Here is a 14,487-nt window from a genome sequence, read left to right on the forward strand (position 1 = left end):
GCGCCGGCGCATGCCAGCCGAGGCAGCCTCCGTCATCGACCTGTAACGATCGCACTATATCGGAGTCCACCAGGATAAAGTGAGTTGCGGGGGGTGTTTGCACAGCTGTGCAACACAGAAATGATGCCTTACGATGCTTACCTCACCCTCCGCTCCCTTGATGCCGGCTATGGCCGAACCCGGGTGCTCGAGGGTGTCGATCTTTCTATCGGCAAGGGCGAGTTCGTTGCACTGCTCGGTGCCTCGGGTTGCGGCAAGACGACGCTGCTGCGGACCATCGCCGGCTTCGCCCTGCCGAGCGCCGGCAGCATCTGCGTCGGCGATCGCGATCTCACACGTCTACCGCCGGACAAGCGCGGCATGGCGATGGTTTTCCAGTCCTACGCGCTCTGGCCGCACATGACGGCAGCGCGCAACATCGGCTACGGCCTGCGCCTCAAGGGATGGCGGCGTGAGGCGATCGCAGCCCGTGTCGCCGAGATGGAAGCGCTGCTCGGTCTCGAAGGGCTCGGCGGACGCAAGCCGTCGGAGCTGTCGGGCGGCCAGCGGCAGCGCGTCGCGCTTGGTCGGGCGCTGGCCGTCGATCCGGACATCCTGCTGCTCGACGAGCCGCTGTCCAATCTCGACGCCCGCATCCGACTCACCGTGCGCCATGAGATCCGCGCCCTCCAGCAGCGGCTCGGCATCACCACCATTCACGTGACGCATGATCGCGAGGAAGCCATGGTGATGGCCGACCGCATCGTCATCCTCAACAAGGGGCGCATCGCCCAGCTCGGCACGCCCCAGGCGATCTATACCCGGCCGGCCTCCGCCTTCGTGGCCGCCTTCATGGGCGCCGAAAACGTCGTTCAACTCAACGCCACCTGCTCCGCCAATCGGGTCGATATCGCGGAAGGGCCGCACAACCGAGCAGCCAGTCTCACGCTCGGCCTGCCGGCACCGCGCAGCGGCCGACTTGAGGCCCGCTTCCGCTCGGAGCAGTTGCAGCTCAGTCGCCTTGGCGACGAAGCGACCGATGACACGAGCTGCGTTGAGTTGATCGGCCGCGTCGAGGCCGTCGTCTATCCGGGCGGCCAGTGGCGCCACACTGTCCGCATCGGCAAAGGCTCCGTGCTTGTCGATGCGGCGGAAGCGCTGCCGCCCGGCAGCGACGTGCTCGTCCGGGTTCCCACCAGTGGCCTTTTCCTGTTCGCCGCGCCGGCCGATACGCCGAGCGGCCCGCCATCCGCAGCCGACGGCCCCTCGCCGGTTCGGGACAGACTGACCGCCTGACAACCAAAATCTGACAATCGAGATCGGAGACGCGTCATGAACAAGCTGTTGCTCAACTCAGCGATGGTGCTGGCCATCGCTGCCTCGCCGGCCGGCGCCGCCGAGTTGACCGTGATCACCGCCGGCGACCAGAATATGGTCGACTACATCAACAACTACCTCGGCCCGCTGTTCGAACAGCAGAATCCAGGCAACACGGTGCGCGCGGTTGGCACCGGCCCAGGCGACGCCGGCTCGCAGAAGATCGTCGAGCGCTTCGACGCACAGGCCAAGGCCGGCGCAGCCACCTGGGACACCGACGTGGCCGTCGTCCACGAAAAGTTTGCCGGCCCGATGGTGCAGGCCGGCTACCTCGAGGCCTATCGCGACAAGATCGCCACCGGCAAGCTGGTGACCCGTGCCAATGCCGATAATGCCCTGGGTACCGAGGTCAAGGGCTACGTCATGCCGATGTTCAACAGCCAGACGGCTATCGCCTACAATCCGGCGCTCGTTCCCAATCCGCCCAAGAGCTATGCCGAAATCGCCGAGTGGGCGAAGGCTCACCCCGGCCAGTTCGGCTACAACGGCATCAAGGGCGGCGCGTCGGGCGTCAGCTTCGTGATGGGCTGGGTCTATGCCTTCTCCGGCAGCGACGCACACAAGCTGATGTATGGCCCCTTCGACAAGGCCGAAACGGCCAAATGGGATGGCGCCCTTCAGAGCCTCAAGGACTTCACCAAGTCGGCCACGCTGACGCCGGGCAACGCTGGCACGCTCGATCTTCTGTCGCGCGGCGAAATCGCCCTGGGCCCCGTGTGGGTCGACATGTTCTACTCCTGGCAGGCCGACGGCCGTCTGCCGCCCGACCTCAAGCTGCTGCTACCCGCCCCCGGGATGCCCGGCCAGCCGATGCACTATGTCGTTCCCGCCAAGGCGCCGAACAAGGAACTCGCCGAGAAGTTCGTCGAGCTGGCCACCTCGCCGAAGGTGCAGGCCGAGGGCATCGTCAAGAAGTTCAACTGGTATCCTGGCATCGACGCCGACAAGGTCAAGGCCGAGCTCGACGACGCCACCTGGAACAAGCTGTTCGTCGACATCACCCCGGCCGATCTCGCCGAGAAGGGCAAGCCCTTCCCGCTCGCCCCGTATAACACGGCCATTCTCGAGGCCTACGAGGCCAAGGTCGCCAACTGATCGCCGAGTGCCATGGGGACCGTCCAGCCTCGCCGGGCGGTCTCTTTCATCCTGCAATTTTCGGATATGCCGATGGCACGCCTTCTCGGCCCGCTACTCGTCTCGCCGGCGCTGATCGTCATCCTGCTTCTCTTCATGGTGCCGCTCGCCGCCTCGGTGATCGGCGCCTTCGAGGTCGAAGGGACCGTTGGTCTCGGCAACTTCACCAAGGCCTATGATTTCTACAGGCAGGACATCGTCTTCACGGCGGTGATCGTCGGCCTCTCGACCATGTTGACCGGCCTTCTCGCCATTGCCATCGGCGGCTATCTGACGCTCGGCGAGAACGCTGCTGCCGTCGCCATCCTGCGCTGGCTCTACCGCTGGCCGATGTTCATTCCGTTCATCGTCGTTGGCCAGATACTGCGCACCTTTCTCGCCAAGAGCGGCCTCTTCAACTCGACGCTGGTCGCCCTTGGCTTTCTCGACCCGCTGACCGCCACGAGCTACCTCGACTGGCGCGGCGTTGTCGTCGCCTTCGTCTGGAAACAGACGCCCTTCGTGGCGCTGATGGTGGCCGGCGCCATGGCGTCGCTCGATCGCGGCACCATCGAGGCAGCGCGCAACCTCGGCGCCTCACGGCTTCGCATCCTCATCGAGATCGTCGTACCGCAGGTCACCACCACGCTGCTGGTCGGCCTCGTGTTGTCCTTCGTCACCATGATGGGCGTTCTGTCGGTGCCGCTGATGATCAATGCGCAGGCGCCGACCATGATCACCGCCGACATCGCCTTCCGCCTCAGCACCTATCGCGACTACGGTGTCGCCAACGCGCTCGGCCTGATCTCGCTGGCCATCAGCGCTGTCGCCGCCTGGTTCTATCTCCGCGTCAACATGAGGCAGAGCCGATGAGCGCGCCCTCCGCTTTCTTCGCCGCGCCGCACAGCGGGTTCGATTCCCTCCGTGGCTTCCTCTGGTGGGTGCCCCGCGCAGCCGTTCTCGGAACGCTGGCCTTCGTCATCTTCGGCCCGCTCGCCAACCTGCTGATCTGGACGGTCGCCGAGCGCTGGTACTTTCCGCATGCGCTGCCAATCGATTACGGCTTCAGCTACTGGGGCCGTGTGTTCGCACCGCGCGGCAACGCCGTGCAATCGCTGATCGCCTCGATCAGCATCGCACTGTTCACCGTGGCAGGTTCGCTGGCGCTCGCCATTCCCGCCGGGTATGCCCTCGCGCGGTTGAAGCTGCCCCTCAGGGGCCTGGTGCTTCTCGCCTTCCTCTTGCCGCAGGCGTTTCCCAACCTACCCGTCTACGTCAACATCGCCAGGCTGTTCTACGAGATCGGGCTCAATGGTACCGTCCTCGGCGTCGTGCTGGTGCACGTGACGCATGGCCTCGTCTATGCCGTCTGGATTGCCTCCGCCGCCTTCTCCGCAGTCGACCGGGATCTGGAACTGGCCGCCCGCAACCTCGGCGCCTCCGGCCTCAAGGGCTTCGCCGACGTGACGCTGCCGCTGGCCGCGCCCGGCCTGATGGCCAGCGCCATCTTCGTCTTTCTGGAGTCGCTCGACGAGTTCACGGGCAGCTATTTTGTCGGCGCGCCAGATGTGACGACGCTGCCGCTGCTGCTCTACTCGGCCGGAGCCGGCGGCAACTATCAGATCGCCTCGATCACCGCGCTCTTGCTGCTCGTTCCGTCGATCGCCTTCATGCTGGTGGTGGAAAAGTTCCTGCGCGCCGATGTGCTCGCCAAGGTTGGACAGTAGGCTTCATCGATGACCGAACTGGGCAAGCCTCGATCCTCCCCCCGCTTCGTCAGCGCCCGCGACGTTGCCAAGCTTGCCGGCGTGTCGCGATCCGCCGTTTCGCGCGCCTTTACGCCTGGCGCCTCCGTGGCACCGGAGACACGCGAGAAGATCATGGTCGCCGCCACCCGCCTCGGCTACCAAGTGAACGATCTTGCGCGCGGCCTCCTCGCCCATCGTAGTCGGATCGTCGGATTGGTCGCCACCAAGCCGGAGTTGGGCTTCCGCGCCCACCTTACCGCTGCGCTTGCTGCCGTGCTGATCAGGCGCGGTTCGGTGCCGGTACTCATCAACGCCGGCGAGACGGCCGAGGATACCGACGCGGCGCAGCGGACGCTGTTTGGCCATCGGGCCGAGGCGGTGATCGTGCTGTCGGGATCGCCGCCGTCGTCCTTCATCGAGCTGGCCAAATCCAACGGCCTGCCCATTGTCGCCATCGGCCGGGAGGCGCCGGAGATCGACATCGTCCAGACTGACAACGCAGAGGCTGCGCGCCGCATCGCGGCTGCCTTTGCCTCTGCCGGTCACAAACGCCTCGCCTTTGCCGGCTCGGAAAGCGGCACGCCGTCCATCGTCGAACGCGAGCGCGCCTTCCTCGCCGAAGCAGGCCGCCTTGGGATAGCCGTGACGGTGGCGCGCGGCCCCGATACCGATTATGTGGGTGGACTTCTGGCGGCTGAACGACTGTTCGCGGCGGTTGAGAAGCCGACCGCCGTCTTCGCCGTCAACGATCTCGTCGCCTTCGCGCTGACCGATCACCTGAAGATCCGTCTCGGCCTGCGTGTTCCCGAGGATGTGGCGGTAGTCGGCTTCGACGACCTGCCGGAGGCCGCCTGGCTCGGTTACCGGCTCACCACCTTTCGGCAGGATCCGATGAAGATGGCCGAGCGGGCCGTGGCGCTGCTGGAAGAGAGAGCCACCACTCCTTCGACCGCGCCGGTGCGCCTCCGCATCGCCGCGCAACTGATGGTGCGCGACACGTTCAGCCCGCCGAATGACGGCGCGTTTGGTCCATGAGGCCTGCGGGCGTCCGTCGCATCGGTGTCGCCCAACTTCGGTTTGATCGATGCCGGCCAGCGGTGCTCGTGAGGAGACAGCATGAAACTGATACAGGTCACCGATATCCACCTCCGAGAGCGCGGCGAGCCGGTGTGCGGGCTCGATCCGGCGGCAAATCTCGCAGCGACGATCGCCGACATCAACCGCCACCATGCCGACGCCGATCTCGTAGTGTTCACCGGCGACCTTTCGGACGACGGTTCACCTGCCTCCTACCGGTTGTTCGCCGACCTCCTGGAATCCCTGATCCCACCGCATCGCCTGCTGCTCGGCAACCATGACGACCGCACGGCCTTCCGCGCCATGTTCCCGGACGCGCCGGCCGAGGACGATTTCATCCAGTCCGTCCTGGACACCGACGCTGGCAGGCTGGTGTTTCTCGACACGCTCGACGAAGGTGCCGTCGGAGGGCTGCTGTGCGACCGCCGTCTCACCTGGCTCGACCGCCGGCTTTCCGAGGCTTCCGGCCCGGCGATCGTCTTCATGCACCACCCACCGTTCGACATCGGCATGCCGCCGCTCGATGGGGTGAAACTCGCCAACCCTTCCACCCTCGGCGCCGTTTTCCGGCGCCATGGCAACGTGCGTCACATCTTTGCGGGGCATGTGCACCGCCTCTGTTCCGGGATTTGGAACGGCACGGCCTTCAACACGGGACGTGGCACCAGTCACCAGACGGCGCCGCTGTTCGGTGCCAAGACCTTCGCGGTTGGCTTCGAGATGCCAGCCTACAACGTCATCCTGACCGACGGGGCGAGCATGGTCGTCCATGCGCAGGAGGTCGGCTGACACTCGGCGAGCTCGCTTCTTCCGGACCGGTCACACCCGGTTTCACCGCGGCCATGGCGCAGCGCTGGCCGGCGAGCGAATGCGACAGGCGCCGCGCTATCTTGCGCGGGATTTCGACCGTATCCGCACCGCCGCGAGACGGACGCTATGTGCGCAGCGCGGCTAGGGTTGATAACGGCGACACCTATGGCTCGCCGTCGTTCAAAGACCATAAAGCCCACGCCCACCCGCCGCTACCGGCTCACCGGTCCGCGGTTGAAGTCGCTTGGGGAACCACCATCCGCGTCCGAAGGATGACAGGCCGCTGCAAACCTCTCCTTGCCCATTGCGAGATATCGATTTGAAAAGGCTAGGTAATTCTCCTCGGATTCGGAAACGATCATTATCGTATCAAAATTCTGATTGACATTGATCGTTATCAGGATCCTAATCCAACTTACGATCATAAAGGATCAAAGCATGAAGGACGATCGGCTGTCGGCCATTCGGCACTATCTGTTTGAAAAGACATCCGCCTCGATCCACGAGATCGCGGAAGCGGTCGGCGCCTCGCTTCCGACCGTGCGGCGCGATCTTCTCACACTCGAAACCGAAGGCGCCGTCCACCGTACCCATGGTGGTGCCCGCATTGCCGATTCCGCCGGTATCGAGGCGGCCTTCGAGGTACGGGAGCAGACCTGCATTGCCGCCAAGCGGGCGATCGGCCTTACCGCCTATGCCGACCTCAGGCCCGACATGTCGGTGTTTCTCGATGCCGGCACCACCGTGCTGCAGGTTGCCCGCCGCATCCGAATGAATCCGCTGCCGATTTCCGTGTTCACCAACTGCCTGGCCGTGGCGCAGGTGCTGACCGACATCCGCGATGTCCAGGTGACGCTGCTGGGTGGCCGCCTTCGCTCGCGGAACGCCTCGGTGCTGGGCGCCCTGGCCGAAAGCATGCTGGACCGGCTGTGGTTCGACCAGTTGTTTCTCGGTGCCAGCACGGTGGGCGACGACGGCTGCACCTACACGATGGACGAGGACGAGGCGCGGCTCAACGAGAAGATGATCACCCGGGCAGCGCGCACCACCGTGCTCGCCGACGCCAGCAAGTTCGGACAGCGCGCAACCTATCAGGTGACGCGGCTCGACGACCGGCTCGATCTCATCACCGACGACAGCCTGGCGTCCCATTGGCTCGACAAGCTGGCACAGGCCGGTTGCCGGACGCGAACGGTCGGCTTCGATGCCGACGAAAGCGCGGAACTCGACGGAGACGCGGCATGACCGTGCTTGGCGTCGATAGCGGTGGCACCAAGACCGTCGCCGCCGTTGTGGCTCCAGACGCCAGCGTCGTGTCGCTGCGCCATCTGCCGAGCCTCGACCCCACGGCCGATAGTGACTGGGCCGCCGAGATCGCCGCACTTGCGGCGGCCGCTGGCGACGCCGACCTCCAGGCCTCGGCCTTCGGCCTGCCCTTTCATGGCGAAGTCGATGAGTACACCGAGGCGCAGATCGCCGCCGTCCGGCTGCACTTCCCTCAGAAGCCCATCGTCGAGAACGACGTCCGCATCGCCTTCGATGGCGCCTTTGCCTGTGGCGCTGGCGCCCTCATCCTGGCCGGTACCGGCTCGATGGCCTGGGCGAGCCTCGGCGAAATCGACAGCCCCCATGTCCGGATTGGCGGCTGGGGCGACATTTTCGGCGACGAGGGCAGTGCCTACTGGCTCGGCCGCGAAGCGCTGACACTGCTGTCGCGCCATGTCGACGGCCGCCAACCGTCGCCTGCCTTCGCAGGGCGGATGTTCGCCGCCATGGGCATACATCAAGACGGCCTGATGGCTTGGTGTTATGGGCTCGAAAGCCGCCGCTCGGGCATCGCCGGCCTCGCCCGGCATGTGACGTCTGTCGCCAAGGATGGCGATCCTGTGGCGGGCCACCTCATTGAGCGCGCTTCGGCCGAACTCTCCGAACAGCTGCTTGTCGCCTGGCGCCGCTGCGGCGGCAGCGCCCCCATCCGTTGGAGCTACGCCGGTGGTCTGTTCAACGCCAAGGCCGTGCTGGACCAGATGACGGCGCACCTCGGAACACCGCCGTCATCGCCGCGCCTGCCGCCCGTCGGCGGCGCGGCGCTCAGGGCAGCCCGGCTCGCCGGCTGGGCCGTCGATGATGCCTGGGTCGACCGGTTGGGCGAAAGCCTCCGGACGGCTCTGGCCTGAAAGGCAATCTGACCAAGAAGGGGAACGATAATGAAAAGACGTGTTTTTCTTGCTTCAGCGCTGACCTTGCCACTCCTCGCCACGTTCGCCGGCAGCGCCTTCGCCGCCGATGGGCTCACGGTGCTGTTGCCGCCCTGGGGAACGCTGCCCAAGGAGATGACCGATCGCTTCGCCAAGGACGCCGGCGTGACGCTCGATGCGCAGACGCTCGGCTGGGACGACATTCGCACCAAGATCATCACGTCGATGGTGGCGGGCACGGCGCCTGCCGACGCCACCGAGGTTGACTGGTCGTGGGTGGGCCAGTTCGGCTCAGCCGGCTGGTATGCACCGCTCGACGACAAGATCGACAAGGCCGTCATCGCCGACATCCCCACCGCCTCGATCTTCCGCTACGACGGTAAGCTCCTGGCCGTGCCCTACAGCAACGACTTCCGCATCCTCATCTACAACAAGGCCCACCTCGAGAAGGCTGGCATCAAGGCAGCGCCAACGACGCCCGACGAGATGCTGGCTGCCGCCAAGGCGGTGAAGAGCGCTGGCATCGCCGACTATCCGATCGGCCTGCCGCTGTCGGCGACCGAGGGCACCTCCACCGCCTGGTATCTCCTGACCAAGGCCTTCGGCGGCGACCTGTTCGACAAGGATTTCAAGCCGCTGTTCACCGACAAGGACTCCGGCGGCTACAAGGCGCTGGCCTTCGAGATCGGCGCATTGAAGGACGGATTGATCGATCCGGCCGCCACCGGTCTCAAGGACGTCGAGGTGCAGGAGGTCTTCAAGGCCGGCAAGCTCACCTTCGACGTCGCCGGCTGGGCCGGCAACCTCTCGGTCTACAGCGACCCTGCCAAGTCGCAGGTGGCGAACGACGTCGCGGCAGCGCTGATGCCATCGGCGACCGGCAAGTCGCGCACCTTCGGCCTGCCCGAAGCGGTCGGCATCCCGACCGGTGCTGCCAACGCCAAAGCGGCGCAAGACTTCATCACCTGGATGGCGATGCCCCAGAACCAGATCGCCGCCTACGAAGCGCTTGGCAACCTGCCGCCGCGCATGTCCGTGCTCAGGACGCTCAACGAACAGGGCAAGCTCAAGCAGGGCGACGTGCTGCTCGAGCAGGCCGCCCTCGTCGAGCCGCTGATCACCCAGGGCACGCCCGGCTGGTACCCGCAGTTTTCGACGGCGGTGGCAAGCGCCATCAATCAAGCCGCCAAGGGACAGCTCAGCGTCGACGACGCCATCGCGGCGATCGCCAAGGCGGCCGAAGAGGCACAGGCCAACTGACCGCAGGCTCCGACGACCGCCGTCCGGGATGACCGGGCGGCGGCCAGCTCCGACCTTTCCTCTGCCATGGGCTCTCGTGACGCCCGGGACGTTGGTCTCGTGCCCTGACGGCTGCCTGGAGAACGCAAGGGTTCCGATGCCCTCCTCCTATCCCAGACGAAACCGAACGCCGGGCGAACTCGCCCTTGCCGCCGCGCTCGTTGTTCCCATTGTCGTCGTGATGGGCGGCCTGGTGTTCTGGCCGCTCGCCACCTCGGTGCTCGCCAGCTTCTATCGGATCGATCCCATGAAGCCGGGCACGCCCTTCGTCGGCCTTGCCAACTATGGCGCTCTCCTCGCGGACGGCAATGTGCAGACGGCCTGGCTCAACACCTTCGCCTATGTGGCGATCGCGGTGGTGCTGGAGACGATCGGCGGCTTGGGCGCGGCGTTGCTGCTCAACCGGGTGAAGCACGGCCGCCAGTGGTTGCTTGCCATCACCGTTCTCCCCTGGTGTCTGCCGCCGGTGGTCAACGCCATCGTCTGGATGTGGATCTTCAACCCGAGCTACGGGGTGCTCAACCATGTCCTGCTATGGCTCGGCGTCATCGACGCCCGCAAGGTCTGGTTCAACGATCAGGCAACGGCGCTGTTCCTCATCTCGCTGGTGCACGTCTGGCGCATGATGCCGCTGACAGCGGTGATCCTGCTGGCGGCGCTCCAAAGCATTCCACGCGACCTCTATGAAGCGGCGCGGCTCGACGGCGCTGGTCCGATCAAGAGCTTCCGCCTGGTGACGCTGCCGCTGATCTCGAGCGGCCTTGCCATCGCGCTCAGCCAGTCGACGGTGTTCGCCTTCAACCTGTTCGACGAGGCCTGGATCCTGTCCGGTTCGAGCCTCGATACCCGCTCGGTGATCATCCAGGTCTACCTAACCGCCTTTCAGAACCTGCGGTTCTCGAATGGCATGGCGCTGTCGATCCTGGCGATGCTCGCCTCGCTCCTGGTGTCGCTGATCTACGTGCTCCGGGTCTATCGCGAAACGAGGTACGACTGACATGCGCGCCTCTCTCTCAACGCTGCCGGGGCGGATCGGCATCGTCATCGCCGTGGCTCTGCTGGTCGCATGGTCGCTCGGGCCGATCTACTGGTCGCTCGTCACCTCGCTGACGCCGCCGCTTCACCTTTTGGGCACGCCATCGCTATGGCCGCAGCAGATCAGCTTTGAGCACTATGCCAAGCTGTTCGGCGCCACCAGCATGTCGCAAGGCAACGCCGTCCAATCGGTCTGGCCGCAGTTCTCGGCGGCGCTCACCAACAGCCTGATCACCTCGGGGCTGGCGACGGTGGTGACGGTGGCGATCGCCGCCTTCGGCGCCTACGCCTTCGTCCGGCTGGAGTTTCCCGGTCGCGACCTGCTGTTCGTCGCGGTGGTGGCGACGCTCGCCATCCCCGCCTACACGGTGATGATCCCGCTCTATCGGCTGATGATCTCCCTGAAGCTGATCGACACCTATACCGGCATCACGCTGATCTACGTCTCTGCTTTCCTGCCGCTGGCGCTGTGGCTGATGCGGTCGGTCTATCAGGCCATGCCGATCTCACTGGAAGAGGCGGCCTGGCTCGACGGCGCCGGGCGCGTCTACACGCTCGTCTACATCGTGCTGCCGCTGTCGGCGCCGGGGCTGATCGCCAGCGCCATCCTCACGTTCCTGAATGCCTGGGGCCAGTTCATGGTGCCCCTGGTGTTTTCGCCGACGCTGGCCACCAAGCCACTGACGGTGCTGATCCCCGAGTTCGTGACGCGCAATTACATCGACTTCGGCCTGATGAATGCCGCCGGCATCCTCGCCATCATCCCACCCGTTCTGCTCGTGCTGTTCCTCAACCGCTACCTCGTCAGCGGACTGATGGCCGGAGCGACCAAGTAATCCCCTGATAATAGACTGAAAAGCAAGGAAGACTTCTCATGAATACCACCGAACGCGTTATCGTCGAGCAGTTCCCCTTCTGGGAAAAAGCGATCGGAATGGCGCTTCCGAAGGTCGAAGCCGACATCTTCGTCTTCGTTGGCTGCGGCACCTCCCATTATGTCGCCATGAGCCTCGCCTCCGCCTTCAACCAGAACGGCAAACGAGCCATCGCGGTTGCCGGCTCCGAATGGGCGCTCCGGCACGAGGCTTACCTGCCCAACATCGCAGGCGCCATGGTGGTCGGTATTTCGCGCAGCGGTGAATCGACCGAGGTGGTGCAGGCTGTGAAGACGAGCCGCGCGCTCGGCATCCGCACGCTGGCGATCACCTGCGAAAAGGACAGCTCGATGGCCAAGGCCGCCGACCTCGTCGCCTTCGCCCCGACCCACCCCGACGAGGGCATCGTCATGTCATCATCGGCCAGCCTGATGCTGCTGATGGGCCTGCGCATGGCCGGCGTGAAAGTCGAGCCTGCCGTGGTGGCCGGCGCCCGTGCCGCCGTGGCGGCGATGGGCGAGAAGGCGCTGACGGTGACGGCGGGACGGAACAAGTTCGTGGTGCTGGGCGGCGGCATCTATTTCGGCATCGCCTCCGAAGGCGCCCTCAAGCTGCAGGAAATGAGCATTTCCGTATCGCAGCCCTTCTACACCATGGAGTATCGGCATGGTCCGATCAGCCTCGCCGACGAGCACTTGCTGGCGGTCATGCTTTACAGCGAGGACCAGTCCGAGGCTGAAGAGAAACTGGTCGGCGAGATCAGGGCGAAGGGTGCGAAAGTCATCGGTCTCGGCGGACCGGGAGACCTTTCCCTGCCGATCGCCACGCGCGGCTTGCAGCGTTCGCTCGAGATGATGGCGGCGATGCAGATCCTCGGCGAACGGGTCGCCAACTCCAAGAACATCGACAGCACCCAGCCACGCCATCTCTCCAAGGTGGTTGTGCTCGGCTGAGCCGCGACCCGCGCTGCCACCGGCCGCTGGCCGGTCGGCGGTAGCGCAAGACCCAATGCAGGAGCTTTCCATGGCCACCGTCGACATTCATCGGCTCGTCAAGCGCTACGGCGCCGAAGAGGTGATCCACGGCATAGACCTCGCCATCCGCGACGGCGAGTTCATCTCGCTGATCGGCGCGTCCGGCTGCGGCAAGTCGACCCTCTTGAGGATGATTGCCGGGCTAGAGGATATCTCCGGCGGCACCATCTCGATCGACGGCCGCGAGGTGAACGACGTGGCGCCGAAGAACCGCGACATCGCCATGGTGTTCCAGAACTACGCGCTCTACCCGCACCTGTCGGTCGCCGACAACATGGGCTTCAGTCTGAAGCTCCGTGACGTGCCGAAGCCGGAGATCGCACGGGCGGTGAAGGAGGCGGCCGACCTCCTGGGGCTCACGCCCTATCTCGACCGCATGCCCAAGGCGCTGTCGGGCGGACAGCGCCAGCGCGTCGCCATGGGGCGGGCGATCGTCCGCAAGCCGCGTGTCTTCCTGTTCGACGAGCCGCTCAGCAATCTCGACGCCAAGCTCCGGGTGCAGATGCGCACCGAGATCAAGGCGTTGCAGCGGCGGCTCGGCACCACGTCGATCTACGTCACGCACGACCAGATCGAAGCCATGACCATGTCGGACCGCATCGTCATCCTGAACGGCGGCCGCGTCGAGCAGGTGGGGGCGCCACTCGACGTCTACGACCGGCCAGGCAATCTCTTTGTCGCCACCTTCATCGGCTCCCCGGCCATGAACCTCATCGAGGCGACGACGCGACACGACGGCGACCGGCTGTTCGCCGAGACCGACGACGGCCTGCGCCTGCCACTCGACGGCTACGCGATGGCCAACGAAGCGGAGGTGACCGTCGGCATCCGTCCGGAGCATTTCGCTTTCACCGATGCTGGGGCTCCGGGGGCTTTACCCATCGCCGTCGACCTGATCGAGCCGACCGGCCATGAAACGCATGTTTTTGGCCGGCTCGGCCGGCATCAGGTCGTTGTCGCCCATTCGGGCCGGGTGGCGGAAGCTGCCAGCATCTTCGTCACGATTGCACCCGGCGGCCTGCACCTCTTCGATCGAACGAGCGGCCGGCGCATAAACACAATAGAGAGGACCTGAGCCATGACCGCGAACCCGCTGAGCGACATTTCCACCTGGCGCTTTCGTGCCTCCGGCCTGCGCGGCATTCCGTCGATCTGCTCGGCCCACCCCGTGGTGATCGAGGCGGCCATGCGGCACGCCGGCCGCCTCGGCCTGCCGGTGCTGATCGAAGCCACCTGCAACCAGGTCAACCAGGACGGCGGCTACACCGGCATGACGCCTGGGGACTTCCGCGACTTCGTCGAGGTGATCGCCAAGCGCCTCGGCTTCCCCTTCGAGCGCGTCATCCTCGGCGGTGACCACCTCGGCCCCAACCCCTGGAAGAAGCTGCCGGCAACCGAGGCCATGGACAAGGCCAAGGTGATGATCGACGCCTTCGCCAGGGCCGGCTTCACCAAGCTCCACTTGGACACCTCGATGGGCTGCGCCGGCGAGCCGGTGGCGCTCTCCGATGCGCTGACCGCCGAGCGGGCGGCTTCGCTTGCCGCCGTCGCCGAGGCGGCGACCCGGGATGCCGCCATCAAGCCGGTCTACATCGTCGGCACCGAGGTGCCGATTCCCGGCGGCGCCATGGAAGAGATCGAGGAACTGGAGGTCACCAGGCCCGAGGCGGCGCGCGAGACCATCGCCGTCCATCGCGAGGCCTTCGCCAAGGCCGGCATCGCCGAAGCCTTCGAGCGCGCCGTCGGCGCCGTGGTGCAGCCGGGCGTCGAGTTCGGCAATCACAACGTCGTCGCCTTCGATGCCGACAAGGCCGCCTCGCTCTCCGCCGTGCTCGCCGACCTCAAGGGCTTCGTCTTCGAGGCGCATTCCACCGACTACCAGACGCCGGAGGCGTTGAAGGCGCTCATCGACAATGGCTTCTCCATCCTGAAGGTCGGCCCG

General features: G+C 65.6%; 14 protein-coding genes. All 14 read left to right on the forward strand.

All coding sequences use genetic code 11. The features are described from left to right. Positions 1 to 123: 123 nt before the first annotated feature. Complete coding sequence (locus CXZ10_RS07295) at positions 124 to 1,275, forward strand: ABC transporter ATP-binding protein (RefSeq protein WP_101288506.1); 1,152 nt, start codon at positions 124 to 126, stop codon at positions 1,273 to 1,275. Between the two features lie 36 nt (positions 1,276 to 1,311). After that, positions 1,312 to 2,451, forward strand: a complete 1,140-nt coding sequence (locus CXZ10_RS07300) for an ABC transporter substrate-binding protein (protein ID WP_180335898.1) — start codon at positions 1,312 to 1,314, stop codon at positions 2,449 to 2,451. A gap of 72 nt (positions 2,452 to 2,523) precedes the next feature. Continuing rightward, on the forward strand, positions 2,524 to 3,342 hold the full coding sequence (locus CXZ10_RS07305) for an ABC transporter permease (RefSeq protein ID WP_101288485.1): 819 nt from the start codon (positions 2,524 to 2,526) through the stop codon (positions 3,340 to 3,342). Beyond that, a complete protein-coding gene (locus tag CXZ10_RS07310; protein WP_101288486.1) occupies positions 3,339 to 4,196 on the forward strand; it encodes an ABC transporter permease in 858 nt (285 codons plus the stop codon). The genes CXZ10_RS07305 and CXZ10_RS07310 overlap by 4 nt, the downstream gene beginning before the upstream one ends. 9 nt (positions 4,197 to 4,205) lie before the next feature. Next, the gene (locus tag CXZ10_RS07315; protein ID WP_101288487.1) at positions 4,206 to 5,252 is read left to right on the forward strand and encodes a LacI family DNA-binding transcriptional regulator; all 1,047 of its coding nucleotides are present in this window, start codon (positions 4,206 to 4,208) and stop codon (positions 5,250 to 5,252) included. Between the two features lie 81 nt (positions 5,253 to 5,333). Next, complete coding sequence (locus tag CXZ10_RS07320; RefSeq protein ID WP_101288488.1) at positions 5,334 to 6,083, forward strand: phosphodiesterase; 750 nt, start codon at positions 5,334 to 5,336, stop codon at positions 6,081 to 6,083. 459 nt (positions 6,084 to 6,542) lie between these two features. Further along, complete coding sequence (locus CXZ10_RS07325; protein ID WP_101288489.1) at positions 6,543 to 7,349, forward strand: DeoR/GlpR family DNA-binding transcription regulator; 807 nt, start codon at positions 6,543 to 6,545, stop codon at positions 7,347 to 7,349. Continuing rightward, positions 7,346 to 8,281, forward strand: coding sequence for an N-acetylglucosamine kinase (locus tag CXZ10_RS07330; RefSeq protein ID WP_101288490.1), 936 nt, complete (start codon positions 7,346 to 7,348; stop codon positions 8,279 to 8,281). Before CXZ10_RS07325 ends, CXZ10_RS07330 begins: the two co-directional genes overlap by 4 nt. Before the next feature lie 30 nt (positions 8,282 to 8,311). Continuing rightward, entirely contained in the window at positions 8,312 to 9,562 is a 1,251-nt protein-coding gene (locus tag CXZ10_RS07335; protein WP_101288491.1) for an extracellular solute-binding protein, read from the forward strand. A gap of 136 nt (positions 9,563 to 9,698) precedes the next feature. Continuing rightward, entirely contained in the window at positions 9,699 to 10,598 is a 900-nt protein-coding gene (locus tag CXZ10_RS07340) for a carbohydrate ABC transporter permease (RefSeq protein ID WP_101288492.1), read from the forward strand. A gap of 1 nt (position 10,599) precedes the next feature. Continuing rightward, complete coding sequence (locus CXZ10_RS07345; RefSeq protein WP_101288493.1) at positions 10,600 to 11,472, forward strand: carbohydrate ABC transporter permease; 873 nt, start codon at positions 10,600 to 10,602, stop codon at positions 11,470 to 11,472. Positions 11,473 to 11,510: 38 nt separating this feature from the next. After that, the gene (locus CXZ10_RS07350) at positions 11,511 to 12,464 is read left to right on the forward strand and encodes an SIS domain-containing protein (protein ID WP_101288494.1); all 954 of its coding nucleotides are present in this window, start codon (positions 11,511 to 11,513) and stop codon (positions 12,462 to 12,464) included. Between the two features lie 70 nt (positions 12,465 to 12,534). After that, entirely contained in the window at positions 12,535 to 13,620 is a 1,086-nt protein-coding gene (locus tag CXZ10_RS07355; protein WP_101288495.1) for an ABC transporter ATP-binding protein, read from the forward strand. Between the two features lie 3 nt (positions 13,621 to 13,623). Continuing rightward, positions 13,624 to 14,487: class II D-tagatose-bisphosphate aldolase non-catalytic subunit (locus CXZ10_RS07360; protein ID WP_101288496.1), on the forward strand; the 864-nt coding region annotated here is incomplete at its 3' end.

This window comes from Pleomorphomonas diazotrophica, assembly GCF_002844595.1.
In the GTDB taxonomy this organism is placed as follows: domain Bacteria; phylum Pseudomonadota; class Alphaproteobacteria; order Rhizobiales; family Pleomorphomonadaceae; genus Pleomorphomonas; species Pleomorphomonas diazotrophica.